22 protein-coding genes and 1 tRNA gene are annotated in these 23,070 nt (G+C 60.7%); 14 read left to right on the forward strand and 9 right to left on the reverse strand.

Features of this window, described 5'->3' with window-relative positions:
- Nucleotides 1-17: 17 nt before the first annotated feature.
- Nucleotides 18-410 (forward strand): cytidine deaminase, encoded by a 393-nt coding sequence (cdd, locus tag ACERJA_RS09610; protein WP_373607977.1) that lies wholly within the window; start codon nucleotides 18-20, stop codon nucleotides 408-410.
- Between the two features lie 32 nt (nucleotides 411-442).
- Here cdd and ACERJA_RS09615 read toward each other — a convergent pair whose 3' ends face one another.
- Nucleotides 443-2,905 carry a heavy metal translocating P-type ATPase gene (locus ACERJA_RS09615; protein WP_373607978.1) on the reverse strand — a complete coding sequence of 821 codons (2,463 nt, stop codon included), beginning with the start codon at nucleotides 2,903-2,905 and terminating at the stop codon, nucleotides 443-445.
- A gap of 170 nt (nucleotides 2,906-3,075) precedes the next feature.
- A complete protein-coding gene (locus tag ACERJA_RS09620; protein WP_373607979.1) occupies nucleotides 3,076-3,279 on the reverse strand; it encodes a cytochrome-ba3 oxidase subunit in 204 nt (67 codons plus the stop codon).
- A gap of 99 nt (nucleotides 3,280-3,378) precedes the next feature.
- Between ACERJA_RS09620 and ACERJA_RS09625 the strand changes: the two genes are divergently transcribed.
- From ACERJA_RS09625 to ACERJA_RS09645, 5 genes are all read left to right on the forward strand, one after another.
- Entirely contained in the window at nucleotides 3,379-3,573 is a 195-nt protein-coding gene (locus ACERJA_RS09625; RefSeq protein ID WP_006064255.1) for a hypothetical protein, read from the forward strand.
- On the forward strand, nucleotides 3,573-4,370 hold the full coding sequence (locus tag ACERJA_RS09630) for a cytochrome c oxidase subunit II (protein WP_373607980.1): 798 nt from the start codon (nucleotides 3,573-3,575) through the stop codon (nucleotides 4,368-4,370). The genes ACERJA_RS09625 and ACERJA_RS09630 overlap by 1 nt, the downstream gene beginning before the upstream one ends.
- Nucleotides 4,363-6,150, forward strand: coding sequence for a b(o/a)3-type cytochrome-c oxidase subunit 1 (locus ACERJA_RS09635; protein WP_373607981.1), 1,788 nt, complete (start codon nucleotides 4,363-4,365; stop codon nucleotides 6,148-6,150). The genes ACERJA_RS09630 and ACERJA_RS09635 overlap by 8 nt, the downstream gene beginning before the upstream one ends.
- Nucleotides 6,150-6,371 carry a CbaC protein gene (locus tag ACERJA_RS09640; protein WP_373607982.1) on the forward strand — a complete coding sequence of 74 codons (222 nt, stop codon included), beginning with the start codon at nucleotides 6,150-6,152 and terminating at the stop codon, nucleotides 6,369-6,371. The genes ACERJA_RS09635 and ACERJA_RS09640 overlap by 1 nt, the downstream gene beginning before the upstream one ends.
- Nucleotides 6,372-6,544: 173 nt before the next feature.
- A complete protein-coding gene (locus ACERJA_RS09645) occupies nucleotides 6,545-7,369 on the forward strand; it encodes a nucleoside phosphorylase (protein ID WP_373607983.1) in 825 nt (274 codons plus the stop codon).
- Between the two features lie 130 nt (nucleotides 7,370-7,499).
- On the opposite strand, the gene ACERJA_RS09650 is transcribed toward ACERJA_RS09645, so the two are convergent.
- From ACERJA_RS09650 to ACERJA_RS09660, 3 genes are all read right to left on the reverse strand, one after another.
- Nucleotides 7,500-8,264 (reverse strand): mechanosensitive ion channel family protein, encoded by a 765-nt coding sequence (locus ACERJA_RS09650; protein ID WP_373607984.1) that lies wholly within the window; start codon nucleotides 8,262-8,264, stop codon nucleotides 7,500-7,502.
- Nucleotide 8,265: 1 nt separating this feature from the next.
- Entirely contained in the window at nucleotides 8,266-9,078 is an 813-nt protein-coding gene (dacZ, locus tag ACERJA_RS09655) for a diadenylate cyclase DacZ (protein ID WP_373607985.1), read from the reverse strand.
- 333 nt (nucleotides 9,079-9,411) lie between these two features.
- Nucleotides 9,412-9,496, reverse strand: a tRNA-Leu gene (locus ACERJA_RS09660).
- A gap of 480 nt (nucleotides 9,497-9,976) precedes the next feature.
- On the opposite strand from ACERJA_RS09660, the gene ACERJA_RS09665 reads away from it, so the two are divergent.
- Complete coding sequence (locus ACERJA_RS09665) at nucleotides 9,977-10,285, forward strand: transcription initiation factor IIB family protein (RefSeq protein WP_373607986.1); 309 nt, start codon at nucleotides 9,977-9,979, stop codon at nucleotides 10,283-10,285.
- Nucleotides 10,286-10,449: 164 nt separating this feature from the next.
- Here the strand turns inward: ACERJA_RS09665 and ACERJA_RS09670 are convergent, their stop codons facing one another.
- Complete coding sequence (locus ACERJA_RS09670) at nucleotides 10,450-10,947, reverse strand: phosphopantetheine adenylyltransferase (protein WP_373607987.1); 498 nt, start codon at nucleotides 10,945-10,947, stop codon at nucleotides 10,450-10,452.
- A gap of 149 nt (nucleotides 10,948-11,096) precedes the next feature.
- Here ACERJA_RS09670 and ACERJA_RS09675 point away from each other — a divergent pair, with 149 nt between their 5' ends.
- Nucleotides 11,097-13,352, forward strand: a complete 2,256-nt coding sequence (locus tag ACERJA_RS09675) for an NADP-dependent malic enzyme (RefSeq protein ID WP_373607988.1) — start codon at nucleotides 11,097-11,099, stop codon at nucleotides 13,350-13,352.
- A gap of 5 nt (nucleotides 13,353-13,357) precedes the next feature.
- Here the strand turns inward: ACERJA_RS09675 and ACERJA_RS09680 are convergent, their stop codons facing one another.
- Together ACERJA_RS09680 and ACERJA_RS09685 are read right to left on the reverse strand one after the other, a co-directional pair.
- Nucleotides 13,358-14,857 (reverse strand): glycosyl hydrolase family 28-related protein, encoded by a 1,500-nt coding sequence (locus tag ACERJA_RS09680; protein WP_373607989.1) that lies wholly within the window; start codon nucleotides 14,855-14,857, stop codon nucleotides 13,358-13,360.
- A 2-nt stretch (nucleotides 14,858-14,859) separates the two neighbouring features.
- Nucleotides 14,860-15,006, reverse strand: a complete 147-nt coding sequence (locus ACERJA_RS09685; protein ID WP_373607990.1) for a hypothetical protein — start codon at nucleotides 15,004-15,006, stop codon at nucleotides 14,860-14,862.
- A gap of 135 nt (nucleotides 15,007-15,141) precedes the next feature.
- Here ACERJA_RS09685 and ACERJA_RS09690 point away from each other — a divergent pair, with 135 nt between their 5' ends.
- Nucleotides 15,142-16,497 carry a PQQ-binding-like beta-propeller repeat protein gene (locus ACERJA_RS09690; protein WP_373607992.1) on the forward strand — a complete coding sequence of 452 codons (1,356 nt, stop codon included), beginning with the start codon at nucleotides 15,142-15,144 and terminating at the stop codon, nucleotides 16,495-16,497.
- 88 nt (nucleotides 16,498-16,585) lie between these two features.
- On the forward strand, nucleotides 16,586-16,957 hold the full coding sequence (locus ACERJA_RS09695) for a 30S ribosomal protein S8e (protein ID WP_373607993.1): 372 nt from the start codon (nucleotides 16,586-16,588) through the stop codon (nucleotides 16,955-16,957).
- 121 nt (nucleotides 16,958-17,078) lie between these two features.
- Here the strand turns inward: ACERJA_RS09695 and ACERJA_RS09700 are convergent, their stop codons facing one another.
- Nucleotides 17,079-18,074, reverse strand: coding sequence for a PhoU domain-containing protein (locus ACERJA_RS09700; RefSeq protein WP_373607994.1), 996 nt, complete (start codon nucleotides 18,072-18,074; stop codon nucleotides 17,079-17,081).
- 204 nt (nucleotides 18,075-18,278) lie between these two features.
- Here ACERJA_RS09700 and ACERJA_RS09705 point away from each other — a divergent pair, with 204 nt between their 5' ends.
- The 4 genes from ACERJA_RS09705 (at nucleotide 18,279) to ACERJA_RS09720 (ending at nucleotide 22,977) form a co-directional block, all read left to right on the forward strand.
- Nucleotides 18,279-19,313, forward strand: coding sequence for a PstS family phosphate ABC transporter substrate-binding protein (locus ACERJA_RS09705; protein WP_373607995.1), 1,035 nt, complete (start codon nucleotides 18,279-18,281; stop codon nucleotides 19,311-19,313).
- Entirely contained in the window at nucleotides 19,310-20,230 is a 921-nt protein-coding gene (pstC, locus tag ACERJA_RS09710; protein ID WP_373607996.1) for a phosphate ABC transporter permease subunit PstC, read from the forward strand. The genes ACERJA_RS09705 and pstC overlap by 4 nt, the downstream gene beginning before the upstream one ends.
- On the forward strand, nucleotides 20,227-21,129 hold the full coding sequence (gene pstA, locus ACERJA_RS09715) for a phosphate ABC transporter permease PstA (protein ID WP_373607997.1): 903 nt from the start codon (nucleotides 20,227-20,229) through the stop codon (nucleotides 21,127-21,129). The genes pstC and pstA overlap by 4 nt, the downstream gene beginning before the upstream one ends.
- Before the next feature lie 183 nt (nucleotides 21,130-21,312).
- Nucleotides 21,313-22,977, forward strand: a complete 1,665-nt coding sequence (locus tag ACERJA_RS09720) for an ATP-binding protein (protein WP_373607999.1) — start codon at nucleotides 21,313-21,315, stop codon at nucleotides 22,975-22,977.
- The last annotated feature ends 93 nt before the right edge of the window (nucleotides 22,978-23,070 follow it).

A 23,070-nucleotide genomic window follows, 5' to 3' on the forward strand; every position in this document is an offset into this window, starting at 1 on the left:
CTCGAATCAGTACACCCATGCACGATCTGATCGATGCTGCCCGTGGCGTCCAGTCAGCTGCTCACGTTCCGTACTCGGAGTACGCCGTCGGCGCTGCGCTCGAGACCGAAGCTGGCGAGGTCTTCGTCGGCTGTAATCTCGAGAACGCCAACTACAGTAACAGCCTTCACGCCGAGGAAGTCGCGATCGCCGAGGCGGTCAAAAACGGCCACCGCGAGTTCGCCCGTATCGCCGTCAGCTCCGGTCGCCGGGACGGTGTCACCCCCTGTGGGATGTGTCGCCAGACGTTAGCCGAGTTTTGTGACGACGAACTCCTCGTCATCTGTGACGAAGGCGATGACGAACCGCCAACGAAGTACACGCTCGGCGAACTGTTGCCGAATACGATCTCCGAAGAAACACTCGAGTAGCGCCGTTCGTCCGGGCTGCGGTTCATGCCCGATCACAGCGACCGCGAGGAGTTGAGGACAACGAGCAGACTGCTTGTCGCCATCGCCACCGCTGCGAGCAACGGGTTCAGCAGGCCGACGATCGCGAGCGGAATCGCGATCGCGTTGTACATGAACGCCCAGCCGAGATTCTGACGGATCCGCCAGTAGGTTCCAGCGGCGATATCGAAGATCTCGACGACTGCCTCGAGGTCGTCGCCGACGATGACAGCGTCGGCGGCGTCAGTTGCAAGCTGTGTCCCACTTCCCATCGCGATACCGACATCTGCGGCGGCCAGCGCCGGCGCGTCGTTGCTCCCATCGCCGACCATCGCAACCGTCCCGCGAGCGCGAAGTCGCCGAACAGTCTCGGCTTTTGCCTCCGGCGGAACCCCAGCGAAAACGTCGTCGACACCGTCGACGGCTCGGAACCGGTCGGCTGATGCGCCCTCGTCGCCGGTGAGAACGACGACTTCCCGGCCATCAGCGAGCGTCTCGACAGCGGCTTCCCAGTCTTCTCGCGGCGAGTCGCCGACGACGACCACGCCGTGGGCCCGATCGTTCCAGCCGACGACGACCGGAACGTCGCCAGCTGCTCGCACGTGATCGATCCGGTCCCCGAGTGCTGCGGGAATCGAGAGCCCGTGTTCACGAAGCAGGTCGGGGTGGCCGACGAACACTCGTTCGCCGTCGATGACGCCGCTTACGCCGCGAGAGTAGCGCTCGAAGCCATCGGCGTCAACAGTTTCCTCGAGATCGTGGTCTTCGGACGCTGCTTCGGTGATGGCCTGTCCGATCGGGTGTTCCGAGAGCGCCTCAACGGCACCGGCACGCCGCAAGATCGTTTCGGGGCTGGCATCTGTGGCCATCGAGTCCGCACCCGTGGCGATGTGAACACCCTCGACGGACATCCGGCCTTCAGTGAGTGTGCCAGTCTTGTCGAGGACGACAATATCGATAGCCGGCGCATCCTCGAAAATCGTCTCCGCGGCGACGACGATCCCCCGTCGTGCGGCCGTCTGCACACCGGAGGCGATTGCAAGCGGTGTCGCGAGGCCGAGCGCACAGGGGCAGGAGACGATGATAACGGTGAGGCCGACGAGAAACGCCGTCGAGAGCGGCGACCCTGTCGCGAGCAAAAGTGCAGTGACAGTTGCTGCGAGAACGACGACAAGCGGCACGAAAATCGTGGCGAGCTTGTCCGCGAGTCGCTGGACGCCGGGCCGTGCACTCTGGATCGACCAGAGCAAGGAGACGAGCCGGTCGTGAGTGCTTTCGGCGTCGTCACCGACTTCGACGACCAGTGGAGCGTCGGTGACGACGGTCCCTCCTCGAACCGGATCGCCCGCCTGCTTTTCGACGGGCAGTGATTCACCAGTGACCAGCGACTCGTCGACGGCAGCTTGTCCGTCGACGACAGCACCGTCGAGTGGCACGCGCTCACCAGGCCTGACGAGCAGGTGTTCGCCGGGATCGACAGCTGAAAGCGGGACCATCTCACCGTCGTCTGCACGCCGGGCTTCGTCGACCTGTGACTCGGTTAGATCCGAGAGCAGGCCAGCAGCTCGGCGTTTGATCAGCCCCTCGTAGTACGTCCCTGCCGTAACGACGAGGATAATCGCGACTGTGACGTCGAAGTACAGATCTGTCCGGCCGAGACCCATCGCTAGCGTACTGTATGCATACGAACCCACCGCAGCGAGCGTGACGAGCAGGTCCATGTTCGGCATTCCGGCTCGAAGGCTCACGTACGCACCGCGTAAGATTGGATAGCCGGTGTAAAACAGGACGAACGACGTCATCAGCCAGATGTTCGCGACGACGTAATACCCATCGTAGCTGCCGAACTCCGCCAGCGGCTCGTAGCCGAAGTACGTCGGATACAGAAACAGCGCATACCAGATCATCACCATCATTCCGAACATCCCGCCGCCGATCAGGAACTTTACCAGCGCCGCGTCTCGAGGCTCGTCGCTGCGTCCCTCACCACGATCGCGAGCGTCGTAGCCATAGCCGGAGACGAGCTCTGGAAGCGTCTCCGCCTCGAGCGACTCGGGATCGTACACCAGCCGGAGCGTATCCGTTGCGTAACTCGCTTCTGCACCGTTGATGCCGTCGGTGGCAGTCGCACGCGTCTCGAGAAACGCCTCACAGGTCGCACAGTGCATTCCGTCGACGGCGAGAAACGCATCTTCGCCGTCAAACTCGTCTAAGTCGGGGCCGTCATCGTCGAGTCGGTCCCGGACGGCGTCGGCGTCGGTATCGTCGACCGTCTCGAGCGTTCGGTGGACCTCGAGACAGCCCTGACAGCAGAAGACGCCGTCGACATCGTCTGCGGTGATGGGGTCGGCCGGTGTCGGAAACGAACAGAGCGTACACTCGCCGCTGTCAGCCGCCTGTTGAGTGTCTGTGCCTGGCTCGCTGGAGGGAGGTTCGACGGCCGCATCGGTTTCAGAGTGTGGTGGGAATCGGCTCATGAGCTAAATTTGAGATTGCAGACTCACGATAGCTGGTAAGACCGTGTTAGCAGATGTGAAAGAGTAATCCTGTCTATCAGCAGGGCGGTTAGCAAGCGGACGACTCGACAATACGTGTGGACTTCGGGGAGTCAGCTGGACACGCGAACGAGTCACGTGAGGCCAGACACTTACGACGCGTCGCTCGACCCGTGAGCGTGCGAGTCGCTGACGGGCCCGAACGCGATATAGAGGCTGGTGATGATAATCAAGACGTTGAGTGCAGAGATGGCGCCAGCGGGCAGTGAACTCCCGAACGCATACCAGGTGACTGGCAAGAGCGCCAGTAAGCCGACCACGAGTCCGACTCGTGGAGAGAGCTCTTCGAGTTCCATACTGGACAGGTGGGAGTCGGATTCTATAATAACACTCACCGTTCCTACGGAGTGAGAATGAATCAAGCTGTTAAGCAAGGACTATCCTAACACGGGCGTATGGGTCAGGCGACAGAAGAGCCAGAGCAACTACAAGAGATCGGCCACGATGAGTACGATCCAGTCGGGACACTCGCACTGATCGGACTGTACTTCGTCATTCTTGTGTTGCTATGGTTTTTCGTATACTTCGTTGAATTCCTTGGCAACGATCCGACAGTTATCGGTACGATGTTGATTGGGGGGATAGCCTGATGAACATTCACTCATACGAGAAACTGTGGTTGATCGCCGCACTGCTGTTGATCGTTGGGTTCATCGCAACGATCACGTACGGCTCAGTTGGACTCGGCATCGCGATGGTCGACGACAGTCAGGATACTGTCAACCCCGGCTCTCTCGATGAAGACTTCGGCGAACCACGTGTCGAGCACGTGGGTGAAAACGAGTATGAGGCATACGTCATCGCGCAGACGTTCATGTACCAGCCGGATCCAATCGAGGTGCCCGAAAATAGCGAAGTCACGTTCCATGTGACCAGTCGGGACGTCATTCACAGCTTTAGCCTCGTTGGGACCAACGTCAATACGATGGTGATACCCGGCGAGGTGTCGTCGATGACCGCAGAGTTCGACGAACCCGAAGAGTACGGCGTCGTCTGTAACGAGTACTGTGGCGATTTCCACCACACGATGGAGGGAATGGTACACGTCGTTCCTGAAGACGAGTTCGACATGACCGAGCTCTCGGTCGAGGCAGACGACGAGGTCGAACTCGGTGACGAGGCGACGTTCAACGTTACAGTCGAGAACGGCATGCTCGACGATCTCGAGACGACCGTCACGTTCGAGATCGACAACGAGACGGTCGAAGAGGAGATCACCGTCGCGGGCGGTGGCGCCGAGGAGACGACGTTCACCGTCGACTCGTCGGATCTCGGCGAGGGTGACCACGACTGGACGATTACGGTTGACGACTACGATGACAGCGGAACGCTGACCGTTGTCGACGAACTCGAAGACGAGAACGACGGAGGCAACAACGATGAGTAACGCATATATTGATCAGTTTCCTGCGGAAGCGAAAGTAGTCAAGGCGCTGTTCTACAGCTCCTTTGTCGCACTCGCACTCGGTGGCGTGTTCGGGATCATCCAGACGCTTCACCGAACGGACATCTACCGGTTTATTGACTCGGCGGACTACTACTCCGTCCTCACTGCACACGGTGTGTTCATGGTAATCACGTTCACGATCTTCTTCCTCGTGGGCGTGTTCACCTGGGGTGTGACGACCAGTCTCGACAGGGAAGTCGAGGATATCCGATTCACCTGGGCGTGGGTCGGACTGATGTCGCTCGGGACTGTGATGGCCGCCGTGCCAATTCTCGCTGGCTTGACTGATTCGATCGATATGAGCGCAGCGGTGCTGTTTACGTTCTATGCACCGCTACAGGGCCATCCCCTGTTCTATCTCGGGCTCGTGTTGTTCGTCGTCGGGACCTGGGTCGCCGGGGCTGACTGGTTCCGATCCTGGTGGGCGTGGAAGAAGGAAAACCCTGACGAGCGAATTCCGCTCCCGACGTTCATGGTGTTGACGACGATGATCATGTGGTATATCGCCACGATGGGCGTTGCCACGTCGATCCTCGTCTTCTTGCTGCCGTGGTCGCTCGGCTGGATCGATAGCATCAACCCGCTGCTCACCAGAACGCTGTTCTGGTTCTTCGGCCACCCAGTCGTCTACTTCTGGCTGATGCCAGCGTACATGATGTGGTACGTCATGCTGCCGAAGTTCTCCGGTGGAAAACTGTTCAGTGACCCACTGGCCCGCGTCGGGTTCGTCCTGTTCCTGTTGCTGTCGACGCCAGTTGGGATCCACCACCAGTATCTCGACCCCGGCATCGCAGAAGGATTCAAGTTCATCGCGATGACGAACACGATGTTCCTCCTGCTGCCGAGCTTTCTGACCGCCTTTACGGTCGTTGCCAGCATGGAACACGGTGCCCGCCAGCGCGGCGGCACGGGCTACTTCGGCTGGCTCAAAGCCCTTCCGTGGCGTGACCCAGTCTTCGCCGGGATGGCGCTTGCTGGCTTGCTGTTCGCTGCCGCTGGCTTCTCGGGGATGGTCAACGCCGGGATGAACATCAACTATCTCGTCCACAACTCCCTGTGGGTCGTCGGTCACTTCCACCTCACCGTCGGCACTGCCGTTGCACTGACATTCATGGCCGTCTCCTACTGGTTCATCCCACAGGTGACGGGCAAGGAACTCTGGAACCGCTCCGTTGCGCTGGTCCAGGTCGTCCTCTGGTTCATCGGGATGACGTTCATGACGAACTCGATGCACCGCGCTGGATTGATCGGGATGCCACGCCGGACTGCCGAACCACAGTACGACGGCTTCGAGTTCGAAACGGCCGTCGGCTCTGTCAGTGAGCTTGACGCCCAGATCGCGCTGGGCGGGGTGTTGCTCACTCTCTCGCTGGTGTTGTTTTTCGCCAACATCATCGGCACGGCATTCGGCAGTCGCAGCGACAACCTTCCAGACAACGGGTACGCCGAGGCACTGTCCGGCTCCGATGACGCACCGCGCGTGCTCGACAACCTCAAACTCTGGACCGCGATCGCGGTCGTGCTCGTGATCATCGCGTACTCGCTCCCACTGATGAGCATCGTTGACCGTGGCGGGCTCTACGGCCCCGACATCACCCCGCTGCCGGTTAGCCTCGAGTCAGTGACGTTCCTCGCGTTCGCTGTCGAACACGCCGCAACTGCCACACTCGAGTCGGCCGGAACCGCAGCACAGAGCGCGCTTTCGGGGGTGATGAACTAATGCGCATCTCGAAAGCAGGACTGTTGGTCGTGCTGGCGTTTCTCGCACCGATTCTCGTCGAGTTGCGGACGGTGCTCGCCTGGTTCGATATCCATCTGAGCGTCCTCGAGACGGTTGCACTCGGTGGTATCCTCGTCGCTGCAATCCTCGTGTGGGCGTTCTTACCTGAAGACGGCGACGAGACGACGTCCGAGCGGGACGTCTCGAACTCGGAGCTGTAACCCGAGCGGTACACACGGTTCGATCGTTTTTTTCGTCCCTCGAACGAGACTGACCTGAGCTCCGGATACTGGCTCGTCTGTCTCCGCTGAGACGATCCCAGTTTCGCGAGTCATCCTGGCAATCGGATCGTCCCGTATTTATATACGGTGCCGGCTCGAATCGCCGCTACTCGATGACCGGCGACAGCGAAAACCCGAACACAGACGTACAGTACCATCTCGAGGTCGGTCCAGATGACGTTGCCGAGACCGTGTTGCTCCCCGGCAACCCCGACCGACTCGAGAAAATCGTCGCTCACTGGGACGATCACGAAATCAAAGCCCACCACCGCGAGTACCGGACTGCGACGGGGTCCTACGAGGGGACGCCGATCTCCGTGACATCGACTGGGATCGGCAGTCCGTCGGCTGCCATCGCCGTCGAGGAACTCGCTCGCGTCGACTGCGAGACGTTCATTCGCGTTGGTTCCTGTGGCGCAATCCAGCCCGAGATGGCCGTCGGCGATCTCGTGATTACGACTGGTGCGGTTCGCCAGGAGGGGACCAGCGACGAGTACGTCCGTGAAGACTACCCCGCCACAGCCGATCACGAGGTCGTCAGCGCGTTGATCGCCGCAGCTGACCGACTCGGCTACGACTACCACACGGGGATCACGATGAGTGCGGATTCCTTCTATGCGGGGCAGGGTCGGCCAGGGTTCGACGGCTTTGAGGCCGCCGGATCGGCCGACCTCGTCGACCAGCTCAAAGCCGCGAACGTAAAGAACATCGAGATGGAGGCGAGTGCGATACTGACGCTTGCAAACATCTACGGACTCCGTGCGGGTGCCGTCTGTACCGTCTACGCCAACCGTGACACCGGCGAGTTCCGAACCGAAGGCGAATCACGCGCCGCCGAAACCGCGACGCTTGCGACACACCTCCTCGCGAAGATGGACGCGATCAAGCGTGAGACTGGCGCGGACCGCTGGCATGCCGGCCTTTCGCTTGAGGACTGATACGGACTGCTGTTCTGAGGTCTCGGCACGACCCAAGACGGGTCGTGGCTGCGCCGGCACTGACGGACAACGGTCCGTCTGTTCTCTTTGCTACCCAGCGCACGACACTCGTTCGGTCGAGGGACTCTCGCTAGTCCCGAATCCGGACAACCCCATCCTCGAACACCTTCCGGTTCGGCACGATATACTCCTCGGAGTCGTCCTCGATTTTCGTCACGAACAGGTCGACCTCTTGGACGATTCCCGTCTGGTTGCCGACCCGAATCCGATCCCCGATCCCGTAGGGCTGGTCGAGCAACAAATAAATCCCGGCCGCACTCGAGACCAAAAAATCCTTGAACGCGACAGTGCCGACGATGACGAGGCCAACGGTGTACACCGTAAGCAAAATCAGCAGTGCCAGCACGTGGACGCCAATCTGGCCTAACGCGATGATGAAGGTCACATACAGCACGGAGTATTTGACCAGCTTCGGAAGCAGGGAAACCTCGGGGAGTTTGACCCCGCGGAGATACTCGCCAACGACCAGTTCTGCCTTGTCAGCGATAATGAAGCCGAGAATCAACACGAGGACGGCGATAAACACCTGCGGAATAAACTCCGTCACTCGCAGCCAGAACGCGTCGGTATCCAACAGCTGTGCAATGTGAATCGCCGTCAGAACGGCGATCCCATAAATAAACCACGAGCTCAAGCGGGCGACGATCTTGACCGTGGAGGTACCAATCGACTGGGCGGTCCGCTCGAACGGCGTCCCTTCGACGGCCTCGGGCACCCCAGATGCAGAGAGGAGCTCTTCGTTGAGCCGTCCGACCAGATAGCCGACGACGATCCCGAGTGCCAACACCGCCGCAGCGATGACGGCTGGTTCGTCGATGAGGGTCTGCCAGTCCATATCAGTACGCCTCCGGATCGACCTCCAGGATGAGCTCGCCGGCCTTGAACGCTCGAACGAGCCCATCGCTTTCGGAGAGCACGATCGTAATCGCGTTCGTGTCCCGTGTGATCGCACCACCGGCCATATGCCGCGCTCCCAGTCCCTTCGGGATGTCGACCCCCTCCGCGGATGGCTCGAGGTAGCGGTACGCCGAGACGATCTTGCCCGCATCCGAAATAATGAAGGCGCCGTCGAGTCGTGAAAACTCCTTGAGCATGACGTTCACGATCGGATCGCCGACGTGAACGTGAGACTTCTCGAAGGGGTTGTACGACAGTGGACGGGACTTGTTCATCACCTTTCCTGCATCGCCGACGACGAACAGCGCACCGACCGGCTTCCCTTTCTGACCTTTCTTCCCGAGTTCGACCGCCAGCTCGAGGACGGCTTTGACTACTTCCGGCTCTGCACGCGATTTGACAAATAGATCGTAGATTCCGGTGCGCGTTTCGGCATCCGCTCGAACACGCGAGACGGTGTCGATCCCGTCGCTGAACACGCTCGTCGCACAGGCGAGTTCGTCGCCGTCTTCGATCAAATCCTGTTCGATGGCACCCTCGAGTCCGAACTTGATCCGGTCTCTGATGTCGTCGAACGCGAGCGGCAGCTCGACGAACGTCTCTGCACCCACGGTGTTTTCCGTTCCGATGACGATCAGGTCGAGGTCCTCAATACTCGCACAGCGCTCGTAGTATGAGCCACTTGGTGAGAAAAGGATCACAGCATCGACACTCTGAAAGAGCTCCCCGAATACGTCGTCTAACCCGGCCATTAATCATACAAGCTTCGCCCCGTGAATAAGCGTTTTGGAGCGTCTGACACGCGTCTGCTGTCCGCAGATCGGCTTCGAAACGGTGTGGTCGAGTGGAGTCGGTTCGGCCACTGCTCTCGCCCACATGTCACGACATCAATTCTCTCGTGGGTGTGTCCGTCGCTCGAGACATGGCCAGTGGCGTCTTCTCGTTCGACCGCTGTCAGTCGCGTAACTGCTCGGAAAAGTATGCGCGGGACCGGATTCGAACCGGATGAAACCTCGCTCCGCTCGGTTTCCAGGGTTCGACTCCTCATCGCGATGCTTCTCCTCGCGGAATTGCTCGGAGAAGCATGCGCGGGACCGGATTCGAACCGGCGGATCCCTATGGAACAGCGTCCTAAGCGCTGCGCCGTTGGCCTGGCTTGGCTACCCGCGCTCATCTCCTGATTTTCACGAATCGAGTAAGTACCTGTCGGTCCGCGTCAGCGCTGCTTCACTGGCTCCTCAGGAGACCAGTCAGGGGGCACAATAAACGTAACGTGCTCAGACGCGCGAAGCTGGTGGAGTTCCGCTGCGTGTTCGGCCAGCGAGCGATCCCGGTACGGCATCTCGAGGCCGCAGCCGGTACAGACGAGTTTGCAAGTGGGCTCTTTCATGGACAGACGCAGCCGTAAACCGAAACGGGTGACGGGCGTCGGTTCGACTGTTGGTGGCTCTCTGCTTTAGTAGTCGTATCCTAGTGAAACTGACAGTGAACGGCCAATTTTGCGATTCGTTCGTATCGATACGTTGCCCCGCCGTAGTACCGTATTGGACAACGCAGTCGTCGAAACTAGCAGCGCCATATCTATTAACTGATACCAATAGAAGACGGTCAACCCTGTACTTTATTCGCACGGAGACGATAGTCTGGTGTATGCACAGCGCTCGAGATCGTATCGAGTACGAACAGTGGCTCGAGGAACTCGAGACCGTCGCCGAACGGCTCGAGTTGTCGACCGACGCGCGGTCGTGTGCGATGGACCTATTTCTCGCTGACGTTCCCGAGGACGACCGCTCGAAACAGGCGGTCCTCGCCGCGAGTGTGTATGCTGGGTCGCTCGTCGCTGGCGACGGTCGGACTCAAGGGACAGTCGCTGACGCTGCGGATGTCTCGCGGCTTTCGATTCAGTCACGCTGGAAGGACTTGCTTGAACAAGCCGGACTCGAGCCGCCACGGTGGTAGCGGTGACTGTTTCGGTGGGTTTCTCTACGAAGTGGTATGATATACCATGGTAACTGCGTGATACGGGGGCGAAATCGGATGTAACAGTCCGGTTTCTGTCCGGTAGACCGAGTAATACGCTGCCGACGAAGCGGAATAGAACGTTTGCTGACGGCTCCCAACTGTCACCGCGCGTCGTCTGGGTTATCTGCTGTCTCGCTTTCTTTGAGGACGGTTCCGTGCTCATCGATTTCACCGCGAACGATTCGAGTGCTCGAGATGATGTCGCCGTCGTCGGCGAGCATATGCGGAACCACGACGACATCGAGTGGATCGTGACCCCGTTCACGCCTGATCTCGTTGATCCGCTTCCCACCGTTGCGAGTTTCGGGTGAGACGACCAGGTAGTCGAACTGCGGTTCGGTTGCGATACCCGTTGGCTCATCGAGCCGGCGAATTTCGAACTCGCGGTCCTGTTCGGCGGCGAGTGGCTCGAGTTCCGTCTCGAGCCGCTGCTTTCGTTCGCTGAACGATCTCACGCGCCGTTCGACGTGCCGTGTCTTCGGTGCGAGATTGTCACTCGTCAGTCCCACGGTCACATCGCCGAGTTCGAACGCCCGTTCGAACAGCCGGCGATGGCCATCGTGGACGGGGTCGAACGTCCCACCAAGCGCGACGTCCATACCCCACCACACTGTCGCGGTGCGTATAAAACGGTCGAATCGATGAATCGTCTCTTTGGACAGTCACGTATGCTATGTGGGCTGACTTTCGACATATGACGAAAGTCCCCTTCGCATTGTTTTTAGTAGTCCCCTGCAGTGTCACCGGTATGGGACTAGATGAGGATTCACTGGAGTACCATCGGACCGATCCCCCCGGAAAGATCGAGATTTCGACCACGAAACCGACGAATACGCAGCGTGATCTCTCGCTTGCGTACTCGCCCGGCGTCGCCGCGCCGTGTTTAGAGATCGACGAGGACGAGACCGACGCCTACACCTACACGGCCAAGGGCAACCTGGTCGGCGTCGTCTCGAACGGCTCTGCCGTGCTCGGTCTCGGTGATATCGGTGCACAGGCGTCGAAACCCGTTATGGAAGGGAAGGGCGTCCTGTTCAAGCGCTTTGCCGACATCGACGTTTTCGACATCGAACTCGACGAAGCCGACCCTGACAAGCTCGTCGAAGCCGTCAAAATGATGGAGCCAACCTTTGGCGGCATCAACCTCGAGGACATCAAAGCCCCCGAGTGTTTCACCGTCGAGGAACGCCTGCGCGAGGAGATCGACATTCCGGTCTTCCACGACGACCAACACGGGACCGCCATCATCTCGGGTGCTGCACTGCTCAACGCCGCAGATATCGCCGGCAAAGAGCTCGAAGACCTCGAGATCACGTTCTCCGGTGCCGGCGCAAGTGCGATCGCGACGGCCCGCTTCTACGTCTCGCTTGGCTGCAAAAAGGAGAACATCACCATGTGTGACTCCTCGGGGATCATCACCGAGCAGCGAGCGGCGGAAGGCGAACTCAACAAGTACAAACGGCAGTTCGCTCGCGACGTTCCTGAGGGCGACCTCGCGGACGCAATGGAGGGGGCGGACGTCTTCGTTGGCCTCTCGATCGGTGGCATCGTCTCACAGGAGATGGTCCAGTCGATGGGTGACAATCCGATCGTCTTCGCGATGGCCAACCCCGATCCGGAGATTGGCTACGAGGATGCCAAAGCGGCCCGTGATGACGACGTCATTATGGCGACTGGGCGCTCGGACTACCCCAACCAGGTCAACAACGTCCTCGGATTCCCCTTCATCTTCCGTGGCGCACTCGACGTGCGCGCGACTGAAATCAACGAGGAGATGAAAGTCGCTTGTGCCGAGGCGCTGGCCGACCTCGCGCGTCAGGACGTTCCCGACGCAGTTGTCAAGGCCTACGGCGACGACCCGATCCAGTACGGCCCGAACTACATTATCCCAAAACCGGTCGACCCCCGCGTGCTCTTCCGCGTTGCACCATCGATCGCCGAAGCCGCGATGGAGTCGGGTGCCGCCCGGACGGAACTCGACCCCGAGGCCTACGAAGAGGAACTCGAGGCCCGGCTGGGCAAGTCCCGCGAGATGATGCGCGTCGTCCTCAACAAAGCAAAGAGCGACCCCAAAACGGTCGCGCTTGCGGAGGGTGAAAACGAGAAGATGATCCGGGCAGCCTACCAGATCCAAGAGCAGGGTATTGCCCTGCCGATCCTTATCGGCGACGGCGACGAGATTCGACAGACGTCGGCAAATCTCGGCCTCGACTTCGATCCACAGATCGCAGATCCATCCGTCGGCGATTACGAGGGCTACGCTGATCGCTTGCATGAACTGCGCGCACGAAAAGGCGTCACGCGGACCGAGGCAGGCGAACTCATCGAACGCGACTCGAACTACTTCGGGAGCGTGATGGTCGAACAAGGCGACGCTGATGCGCTTTTGACTGGGCTCTCACATCACTACCCCTCGGCGCTGCGCCCACCGCTGCAGGTGATCGGCACCGACAAGGACGTCGACTACGCCGCGGGTGTCTACATGCTCACGTTCAAAAACCGCGTGCTCTTCGTGGCCGACGCGACGGTCAACCAGGATCCCGATGAGGAAGTTCTCGCCGAGGTCACCAAACAGACCGGCAAACTCGCACGCCGATTCAACGTCGAGCCGCGCGCTGCCCTGCTGTCGTACTCGAACTTCGGCAGCGTTGACAATGAGGGGACGCGCAAGCCACGCCGGGCCGCAAGCATGCTACAGGACGATCCCGAGGTCGACTTCCCCGTCGACGGTGAGATGCAGGCCGACACCGCCGTCGTCGAGGACATCCTTGAGGGAACGTACGGCTTCTCCGAACTCGATGAGCCGGCGAACGTGCTCGTCTTCCCGAACCTCGAGTCGGGCAACATCGGCTACAAGTTGCTCCAGCGTCTCGGCGGCGCAGACGCCATCGGCCCGATGCTCGTTGGGATGGACGAGCCGGTCCACGTCCTCCAGCGGGGCGACGAGGTCAAAGACATCGTCAATCTGGCTGGTGTGGCGGTCGTCGACGCTCAAAAAGAGTAACCCGATTACGACGAGGCCCACTCCCGTAGCGCCCCGTCGACGACGACCTCGCGTCCCACGTCTTCGAACGAGACGCCACCGTAGGCGACGCTACAGCCGGGTCCCGAGTAGATGCCGGCATCGCCACAGTCCGCTGCGCGAGCGGTCGTCAGCGTCGCGTCGACGTTCTCCCGGAACCGGAACGCCTGACTGTCCGCTCCCGTAGCGGTGACAGTACTCAGCTTCAGGTCATCCATATCGTCGAAAAGGATCGAGTTCGTGAACTCGCCGTCGACGATGGTGTTTGCGATCTCGGCGCCGTCGAACCCGCCCGCATAAATTCCCGATCCGGCGGCCAGCCCTCTATTGTCGGTTCTGATCGTGACGTTGCTGATCGTCAGCTCTCGCCGGCCGCTTTTGATCTGACCGAGCGAGATGCCTCTCGCGTTCTCGATACACGAGACGGAGTCGATCGTCAGATCGGCGATCTCGTCGCCGGTATCGGCCCTGATCGCCGCGTACAGGCAGCCGGTGATGTAGCCATCGCTGATCGTGATCGACTCGTTCCCGTTCCGATGTATGTGGACGCCGTAGTCGGGGCCGTTCTCCGGATCGATTTCGAAGTTTTTGAGGGTACAGTTCCGCGTCGGGGTCCCGTCACTCCTAGACAGCAACTCGTCGGTTCCGTTCCAGACGCTGTTCGACGCGATCTCCGACGTCTGATTGTCGAACTGGATCGGTGCGTCCGACCCGCCTTCGCCGCCTCGAGTCGCCCAGTAGCCGTCGACAACGACGTTTTTAGACGACACAACGTCGATATGGTGATAGTAGATGCGGTCGCCGTAGATGTTTTCGAGCCGGACGTTCTCGGCGTGGGCGGGCATGATCCCGTTTGACGCTGGCGAATCAATGCGGACGTTGCAGACTCCCCAGTTCGATGCGCCACCGTATTCGACCGTGTCGTAGCCCCTGTTAGAAAGGAGTGCTTGTCCTTCCCCGCCGTCGGGGCGCGTTCCTTCGAAGACCGTTGCACGACCCGCACCCAGCAAGATTGTGTCGTCGCCGATCAGCGGCGTCCGCTCGAGGAGATACCGGCCGGGCGGAACGTAGACGATCCCGCCGCCGGCCGATTCGACCTCCGCGAAGAGATCGTGGATGTTTTGGCCGACCTCGGTCTCGCCATCACCCTTGATTCCGTGGGCTTCGACGTTCCAGACGGGGGTCTTCGCGGTGCGCGCGTGGACGAGTTGCGCCGCGTCGAAGTGGCTCGTTCCTGGGACCGGCTGGTCCGAACACCCTTGCCCGCCGAAATAGACCCAGTCCTCGCTCGAGACATCCCAGCGCCAGGTAATCCCCTGATCGGTCGCGTGGTACAGTTCGTCGTCGTACTCGCCCGATGCCGGCCGGTCGGCGATCGGTCCCCGAACGATCGCGTGCTCGTCGACGGCTTCGACCGTGTCGGTGTGGTCCCACGCTTCGCCGTCCTCGAACGTGCCCAGTCCGAGTCGCGGTGTTCGGTCGCCCACGCTTACTCGCCTCCGGATCCGTATCTACGACCGTAGGCGGTTCCGTAGCCCGACGCCGACGCATCGCTTTCCGTACAGCCTGCCAACAGGAGAGAGGTGCTCGAGACCGCAACGAGAACGTCCCGTCGGCGGGGACCTGGATGTGTCATATCCACAGACTGTAGTGCCATCGTATAAACATGTTGTCTCGAGCGCAGTAGCGAGTACCATCGTCATCGCAGTCGTGACGACTGTGAAAACAGTGGGTTTTTGCGAGTCTTGCTCGAGGCGCCGTCTAGAACCCAATGCGATTTCCAAACCGAGACGCGGTATCCGGGCGCGGATCAGACCGGCCCGCTCGACTCTCCCGACGGCGATTGCTCGGTGTGAGCGGCGCGGCCGCGGCGGCCGGACTCGCTGGCTGTGTCGACCTCCCGACGACGCTTGGCGGTCGCGTCGACGAGTCGGCTGCGGTGTCGCTGTTCCACGGCGGACTGCGCCGTCTCGGCTACTACCCTGACGAGACCGTTCCGGAGTCAGTGACCGTCAACTGGACGTTCCCGATCAACTACGTCGGCCATACGGCTGCCAAGGCCAGCCCCGTCCCAACCCCCGATGGAGAAACGATCATTTTTGCAGGCGATAACGGCCGGGTCCACGCGTACGCGCCCAGCGGCGAAAAGCGCTGGTCGACTCTCACCGGTGCGACGGAACTCGGCTTCCACGGCTCGGCGGCTATCGTCGGTGACACCGCCTATATCGGCGGCTACGACGGCGACCTCTACGCGCTGGCCGTCGACAGCGGCGAAATCGTCTGGCGAACGCGGTCAGACGAGCTAGACGGCGCGCTCGCGATTGGTTCGAGTCCGGCCTACCACGACGGAACGCTCTACGTCGTTTCCGAGTACGGCTCGCCCTCCTCGGGCGCACTCTGGGCGATCGACCCCGACACTGGCGAACCGACTTGGAGCGACGACCGCATGTGGGGCCAGCCCCACCCCTCACCGACGATCGATCTCGAGGCGGGCCGGATCCTCGCCGGTTCGAACGACGGCGTCGTCTACTGCTGGGAGTACCCCTCGCTCGAATTCGCCTGGGCGTTTCAGGCCGACGCGGACGGCGAGGAACGCGAGGGGGGCGCGTTTCGTGCAGGTGCCGAAATCAAGGGGACCACCGCGGCTTACGACGGCTACGGCTACGTCGGGAGCTGGGACGACAGCTTCTACTGCATCGATCTCGAGGACGGCAGCGAGGAGTGGGCGTTCGAGACGGATCGCTCGATCATGTCGAATCCGGCGGTCGATGTCGACGAGGAAATCGTCTACATGGGCAACGACGACGGGTACGTCTTCGCCCTCGAGGCCGCTTCCGGCGAGGAACTATGGTCGGCGGATGTCGGCGGGCGCGTTATCGGTGCGCTGACGGTCACTGCAGAGACGGTGCTGGCTGGCTCGTACGACAGCCACCTCTACGCGCTGGACAAGGCAACTGGCGACCGGCGGTGGCGGGTCGAGAACCGGGGACGGGTTACCAGTGCGCCAGTGCCCGTCGACGGTCGGCTCTACTACGCTGAACGCGGCGTCTTTTCGAACTACTACAGCAGCGCGGAGACGAGACTAGTGGAGCCTGGCCACGCCTCCTGTCTGGTTAGCAACGAGTAACGGGGGCCAGTACTGCCGGACAGCACGTCCACTCGCCGGAAAAGCGCATAGCAGTGCATTCAAGTATACGCCAGCAATTTGATCGAGTATGCAAAATCAGGGACGCTCTACGCGAAAGCGAACCGGTGGCCGACTGAAGAACGTACGCAAACGCCGTAAAGACGAACTCGGTCGCCTGCCGACGGAGACGCAGGTCGGCGAGCCACGATTCCGCACTGTCGACGTCCGCGGCAACGGAACGAAGACGCGCGCGCTCGCGACGAACGTCGTAAGCGTCAACAAAGGCGACGAGACGGTCTCGGCCGAGATTGAAGACGTCGTCGAGAACGACGCGAACCCGAACTACGTCCGCCGAAACATCATCACGAAAGGCGCCCTCATCGAGACGACTGAAGGACAGGCACGTGTTACGTCCCGTCCCGGTCAGACCGGACAGGTCAACGCCGTTCTCCTCGAGTAAGACCACAGCTCTCACCTGAGCTCCTGGCGTTTTCAGTCCCGTGAGCAGCTGCTGTCGGCCGCGTGACTGGTCAGATAATGCCACGTTCTCGCGTTCGAGACGAATCAGAAACCAATGACCGTCAGGGCCGTGGGGCAGCCTTCTGGAGTGCCGTCTCGGCGATGTTACCGCCGTAGTCAGCGCTCCGAGAGAGCGAGTCGACGATCAAGCCAAGCGATTGGGCCTGGACGGGTTCTAACTCCCGGAGCATGTCATCGATCGTCCGCGTATGGTCGTCGATCTCGAGGACAGCCTCGCGAGCGGCATGCCCCAGTCGGTTCGCCTCCTCAGTGTCGTCAGCGACCAGCGCGTCCATCGATTTCTCGAGAACATCTGAGGCATCCGCGTGGAGACTGACGATCGCATCGGCGACAGCCTCGGGGATCTCGTCGAGTTTGAGGGCGAGATTGCTGATCTTGGCGGCGTGGTCGGCGACGCGCTCGAGTTGGCGCGCACTCGAGTGGTAGTCGAAACAGTCCTCCCGTGGAACGCCAAGCTCTTCGGCAGCACGCGGTGAGCGCAGCGTCGCCCGGAAAATTCGCGAGACGACCAGCCAGAGTCGGTCGACATCGTCGTCACGTTCGATGACGTCCTCGGCGATGTCGTCGTCGTTTTCGATGAGTGCCGTGACTGCGTCCTCGAGCATCGATCGTGCGATCAGGCGCATCCGTGAGACGGCGTTGACGATCGACAGCTCCGAAGAGTCGAGCAGATCCTGGATAACGACGCTGTCAGTCGTCTCCGAGAGCACTTCGACGCCGACGAGACTCTGTGTTGCACTCCGAATCGCGCTGCGCTGGTCGGTCGTGATACGGCTTGCCTCGAGGCGGATAATGTCGAAGCCGCTGACGTACATCGTCATCACGGCTCGAGTGAGTCGTTCGCCTGCGAGGTCGGTGATGTCGAGTGTCCCCTCTTGTCGGTCGGACTCTCGCTGTGGTGTCAGTAGCAGCGAGTCGTTTTCGGGATAGAACTCGACGACCGTCCCGGCGCTGACGCCGTTGTCGGTTGCCCAGGGTTTTGGGAGCGAAACAGTATACGTTGAGCCACCCGTTACCTGGACCTTTCGCGTCTCCATACGATCGCATTCTGGCGTATACTGATAAATCCATCTGCCTCTATAGACCGCCGGAGATGTCGTTGTAAACTCGTGTCTCCGTGGTGATAGGGTGTGCTCCAGAGAGTGCAGCGATCTGTCTGCCAGTGTCACTGGGTATCGAACATAGAGATATATAGATAACATAGCAGGGTATTTAGATAGATTCGCCTATAGAGTGCACTGATGGGAAACGAGCCGATATCCGGTTCAGACGGCGCGGTTTCTCGCCGTCGGTTTCTGCTCGGCACTGCCAGTGCCGGACTGACGGGACTTGCTGGCTGTCTCGTCAGGGGCGAGGACAGCGGGCTCGAGGGGGAGATTCGGATGGATGGCAGCAACACGGTGTTGCCCCACGGGGCCGTGGTCTCTGAAGAGTTCCAGTGGCGAAACAACCGCGTCATCGTTCCGGTTCGCGGATCGGGAACGGGTGCGGGATTCCAGCGCTTCTGTAACGGGGATACCCACGCACAGAACGCGAGTCGCCCGATACTCGAGGACGAACAGACGCTCTGTGAATCGAACGGGATCGACTATCTCGAACTCGAGACGGCACTCGACGGACTGGCCGTCTTTGCCAACCCGGACAACGACTGGTGTGACTGTCTCACCGTCGACGAACTCCAACAGATCTGGGAGTCGGGGTCGGATGTCGAGACGTGGAGTGACGTCCGCGATGAGTGGCCCGACGAGGAGTTCGACCTCTACGGCCGTGATCCGGCCTCGGGAACGTTCGACTACTTCACCGAGGAGATCAGCGGTGAGATCGGCGATATCAGATCTGATTACTCCGCGAGTGCGGACACGAACGTGATCGTCCGCGGCGTTCGCGGGAGCCAGTATTCGCTTGGCTTCGGTGGTGCTGGCTACTACTATGAGAACGAGGACGATCTCAAGCTCATCGCCGTCGACAACGGCGACGGCTGTGTCAAACCGGACCGAGAGACGATCGAAAGCGGCGAGTACCAGCCGCTGACCCGACCGTTGTACACCTACTTCCGGACGGATGCGTTCGAGCGCGAGGAGGTTCGTGCGTTCGCTCGCTTCTACTTCGAGCAGATCGACGGTGAGGCGACGGAGGCAGATATTGTCGAATCCGGAGAGACACTGAGCTGGACCGAGTGGGCTGCCCGCCGAGTGGGATACTACGCGATTCCAGACGAACAGGTCGAGACCGGCCGGCAGAAACTCGAGGATGCGATCGAAGAGGCGACAGCATGAGCCAGGCCGATACAACGATTACTACAGGCGGGAGTAGTATCGACGACCGAAAAAACGATTTTATCAAATACGTCTTCTTCTCCTGTGCGTTCGTCACGGTGTTGACGACGCTGGGGATTATCCTCGTGCTCGTTCAGGGCTCGATCGAGTTCTTCCAGCACGTCTCGATCGTCGAGTATCTCACCGGAACGAACTGGTCACCGGTGATTCGGCCCTACAGCTACGGCGTGTTGCCGCTGGTCTGGGGGACGTTGATCATTACGGTTGGCTCGGCGCTCATCGCCATCCCCGTCGGGACGGCCACAGCGATCTATCTCAGTGAGTACGCAGAGCCACGGGTCCGCAAGGTCATCAAGCCAACACTCGAGATCCTTGCGGGTATCCCGACGATCGTCTACGGCTTCTTCGCCCTGTCGTTTATCACACCGGTGATCCAGCTCGTGTTCCCCCAGACGGGGACGTTCAATGCCGCTGCGGGGGCGATCGTCGTCGGGATCATGATCATCCCGATGGTCTCGAGTCTGAGCGAAGACGCGATGTCGTCGGTGCCGGACGAGTTGCGGAACGCGGCCTACGGCCTCGGCGCGACGAAGTTCGAAGTGTCGACGAACGTCGTCGTTCCGGCGTCGCTGTCGGGCGTGGTTGCATCCTACATTCTCGCGCTGTCGCGAGCCATCGGGGAGACGATGGCTGTCACACTCGCCGTCGGGATGACTCCCCAGATTACGGCAAACCCGCTCGATTCGATCCAGACGATGACTGCGTACATGGTCCAGATCGGGATCAGTGACGTTTCGGTCGACTCGATCGGCTACCAGAGCCTGTTCGCTGTCGGCTTGACGCTGTTTATACTGACACTGGCGATGAACATGATCAGTCTATGGGTTAAATCGCGCTACCGGGAGGAGTACCAATGAGCACGACCAATCCGTTCGCCGAGGGCACGGACGACATCGAACGGAAGCGACAGATCGGCCGTGTATTCGTCGGCATCTGTTTCGCTTCCACGCTCGTCGGCATCGTCGCACTCGTCGCCCTGCTCGCCGACGTCATCTACGAGTCGTGGGGGTGGGTCACCTGGGAGTTCCTGACGTACCCGCCGTCACAGGTCGTCGAGAACTTCATGGCCGATGGCCGTGGGGCTGGGATCTATCCCGCGATCATCGGCTCGATCTTCCTCATCGCGTTGACCGCCGTCTTCACCATCTTCCTCGGCGTTGGTGCGGCAGTCTACCTCGAGGAGTATGCGGCTGACAGTCAGCTGAAATCGTTCATCGAGGCGAATATCGCGAACCTCGCCGGTGTCCCATCGATCGTGTACGGACTGCTTGGGCTGGCGATCTTCGTCCGGGGGATGCAGCTGGGCTCGAGCCTTATCGCCGGTGCGCTGACGTTGACGCTGCTGATCCTCCCGATCGTCATCGTCTCGACACAGGAGTCGTTGCGGTCCGTTCCGGACTCACAACGGCAGGCTGCCTACGGGGTCGGTGCGACCCAGTGGCAGGTTATTCGTGACGTCGTCCTGCCGCGGGCGCTGCCAGGGATCATGACGGGAACGATCCTCTCGCTGTCGCGTGCGATCGGCGAAACGGCACCGATCCTGATGGTCGGTGCGGCAACGTCGCTGTTCGTCTCTCCTGACAGCCTCACGGCGCCGTTCAGCGCCATGCCGATGATGATCTTCGAGTGGGCGACGCTGCCCGAACCCGAGTTCCAACACGTCGCCGCCGCCGGGATCGTCGTGCTGCTGACGATCCTGTTGTTGATGAACGCGGTTGCGATCTTGATCCGGAACAAGTACGACCCCAGAAGCTGAACGCGGCCGGTCGACGAAATCAACCGCTTTGTTGTCCGCTACTGTGACTTTTTCACCGACAGCCGTCCGATAGAATAATACCCGTGTTATCTGTACACCGTATACAGGCGTGCTCGAAAGAGACTCGCATATCGGTTCGCAATCGTCTTTCTCCTCGTCGTTCTCGTGGCCGGTGGCGTCCTCGTGGCCACGTTCGACGCACACCGAGCCGATGTCGAGGAAAACACCGAGACGTCGATCGAAGATCGGGCGACGCTCTCTGCGTCGACCCTCGATGATCGTCTCACCGAGCAACAGCGGACGATCACGGTCGCTGCGACCAACCCCGACCTCGCGGCACACGATACGGCGGACCAAGACCGGGCCCTCGAGTCGATCGTCACATCCTCGGCGTTCGATGGCGCAACCGTCGTCAACGAGACGGGAACGGTCCAATCGTTCACGACGACGAGAGAGTCTGATGAAACCGAGCCGGTCGTCGGAACAGACCTCAGCGATCAGGCGTACGTCAGCGTTGCACTCGGCGGCGAGCCACACATCAGCGACCCGTTTCGTGCTGAGACGGGGAATGCGATCGTCGTCGTCAGTGCGCCACTCGTCGATGACGGCGAGGTCGTCGGCTCGGTCAACGGAGCCTACTATCTCGATGAAACCGGGCTGTTCGACTCGCTGTCCGGAGCCGACAACCGAGATGCGATCACCGTCGAAGCGGACACCTGGACGCTGTATACGACCGCAGATCGGTTCGACGACACCGTCTCTCACAGTGTCTCACTCGAGGTCGTCGACTGGACGGTGACTGCCCACCGCGATCAGGCGGCCGTCGATGCTCGAATCAACCGTCTCGCGATCTTTCAGGCCGTGTCGGCGGCTGCCTTGCTCGGCTCGATCATGGTCTTTGGCGGGTGGGTGTACCGATCGAAGATCCGCCGTATCAGCCTCCTCGCAGACCGTGTCCAGTCACTCGAGCAACGGGAGTACGACGCTGGGCCATCGATTGGTGGGGTCGCAGAGTGGAAGCGTATCGACGAGGCGCTTTCCGGCCTCGCGAACACGTTGGCGCGCCGAGAGACGATGTTGCTCGTCCTGAATCGCATTCTGCGCCACAACCTTCGAAACACGCTCAACGTCGTTGCCGGTCGGGCCGCCGATCTCGAGGCCCGGCACGAGGGGACCGACCAGGCGTCTGCCCGCGAAATCCGGCTGGCAACGGAGGAACTGCTCGAGTTGGCCGACAGAGCCCGAATAACCGAGGACTTGCTCGATCCGGTCGGTGACGAGACACACCGAACGGATCTTGCAGCGGTGGCTCGTGATCGCGTGTCGCGGGTGACTGCTGCCCTCGAGGACCGTGACACCGAGCCACTGCCGGAGATAACGGTTACGGCTCCAGACCGAGCGGTTGCAGCCTGCGGACCGGAGGTTGAGATCGCGATCGACGAGTTGCTCTCGAACGCCATCACCCACGCCGGGCCAGAGCCGACCGTCGCCGTCACTGTCGAGACGACGGCCGACACTGTCCGGGTCTGGATCGAGGACAGTGGGCCAGGAATCCCAGACGACGAAGCCGCTGTCATCACGGGTGAGCTGGCAATCTCACAGGTCTGTCACACTGGCGGGATCGGGTTATGGCTGGTCGACTGGATCGCCAGCCGATACGACGGTCGACTGGTGCTCGAGCCAACCGACTCGGACAGCCTGGGTGTCGGCGAGGCCGAGCGAGAGTTCAAGGGCAGTGATTTCGAGGGATCGACCGTCGTTCTCGAGTTCCCTCGAGCGACGGACCCGGTGTCGAACGTGGAGACAGGTTCCGATTCCGGCGACGACTGTGCCGGTCGCGACGAGTGAACGGCAGAGCCTCCATAGTTCTATATAGCAGTATTGAGCAGACAACAGCCCAATAGAGCAGTCATAGCACTGTATTTATTTGCTGAGTCGCCT

This window comes from Natronorubrum sp. A-ect3, assembly GCF_041821125.1.
GTDB lineage: Archaea > Halobacteriota > Halobacteria > Halobacteriales > Natrialbaceae > Natronorubrum > Natronorubrum bangense.

What these genes read in the sequence shown, in the direction of transcription:
- ACERJA_RS09640 (WP_373607982.1), top strand. Translation starts at nt 6,150, where the DNA reads ATGCGCATCTCGAAAGCAGGACTGTTGGTCGTGCTGGCGTTTCTCGCA.
- cdd (WP_373607977.1), top strand. Translation starts at nt 18, where the DNA reads ATGCACGATCTGATCGATGCTGCCCGTGGCGTCCAGTCAGCTGCTCAC.
- ACERJA_RS09650 (WP_373607984.1), bottom strand. Translation starts at nt 8,264, where the DNA reads ATGGACTGGCAGACCCTCATCGACGAACCAGCCGTCATCGCTGCGGCG.
- ACERJA_RS09625 (WP_006064255.1), top strand. Translation starts at nt 3,379, where the DNA reads ATGGGTCAGGCGACAGAAGAGCCAGAGCAACTACAAGAGATCGGCCAC.
- ACERJA_RS09705 (WP_373607995.1), top strand. Translation starts at nt 18,279, where the DNA reads ATGGGAAACGAGCCGATATCCGGTTCAGACGGCGCGGTTTCTCGCCGT.
- ACERJA_RS09685 (WP_373607990.1), bottom strand. Translation starts at nt 15,006, where the DNA reads ATGACACATCCAGGTCCCCGCCGACGGGACGTTCTCGTTGCGGTCTCG.
- ACERJA_RS09620 (WP_373607979.1), bottom strand. Translation starts at nt 3,279, where the DNA reads ATGGAACTCGAAGAGCTCTCTCCACGAGTCGGACTCGTGGTCGGCTTA.
- ACERJA_RS09690 (WP_373607992.1), top strand. Translation starts at nt 15,142, where the DNA reads ATGCGATTTCCAAACCGAGACGCGGTATCCGGGCGCGGATCAGACCGG.
- pstC (WP_373607996.1), top strand. Translation starts at nt 19,310, where the DNA reads ATGAGCCAGGCCGATACAACGATTACTACAGGCGGGAGTAGTATCGAC.
- ACERJA_RS09700 (WP_373607994.1), bottom strand. Translation starts at nt 18,074, where the DNA reads ATGGAGACGCGAAAGGTCCAGGTAACGGGTGGCTCAACGTATACTGTT.
- ACERJA_RS09615 (WP_373607978.1), bottom strand. Translation starts at nt 2,905, where the DNA reads ATGAGCCGATTCCCACCACACTCTGAAACCGATGCGGCCGTCGAACCT.
- ACERJA_RS09665 (WP_373607986.1), top strand. Translation starts at nt 9,977, where the DNA reads ATGCACAGCGCTCGAGATCGTATCGAGTACGAACAGTGGCTCGAGGAA.
- ACERJA_RS09675 (WP_373607988.1), top strand. Translation starts at nt 11,097, where the DNA reads ATGGGACTAGATGAGGATTCACTGGAGTACCATCGGACCGATCCCCCC.
- ACERJA_RS09630 (WP_373607980.1), top strand. Translation starts at nt 3,573, where the DNA reads ATGAACATTCACTCATACGAGAAACTGTGGTTGATCGCCGCACTGCTG.
- pstA (WP_373607997.1), top strand. Translation starts at nt 20,227, where the DNA reads ATGAGCACGACCAATCCGTTCGCCGAGGGCACGGACGACATCGAACGG.
- ACERJA_RS09695 (WP_373607993.1), top strand. Translation starts at nt 16,586, where the DNA reads ATGCAAAATCAGGGACGCTCTACGCGAAAGCGAACCGGTGGCCGACTG.
- ACERJA_RS09670 (WP_373607987.1), bottom strand. Translation starts at nt 10,947, where the DNA reads ATGGACGTCGCGCTTGGTGGGACGTTCGACCCCGTCCACGATGGCCAT.
- ACERJA_RS09645 (WP_373607983.1), top strand. Translation starts at nt 6,545, where the DNA reads ATGACCGGCGACAGCGAAAACCCGAACACAGACGTACAGTACCATCTC.
- dacZ (WP_373607985.1), bottom strand. Translation starts at nt 9,078, where the DNA reads ATGGCCGGGTTAGACGACGTATTCGGGGAGCTCTTTCAGAGTGTCGAT.
- ACERJA_RS09635 (WP_373607981.1), top strand. Translation starts at nt 4,363, where the DNA reads ATGAGTAACGCATATATTGATCAGTTTCCTGCGGAAGCGAAAGTAGTC.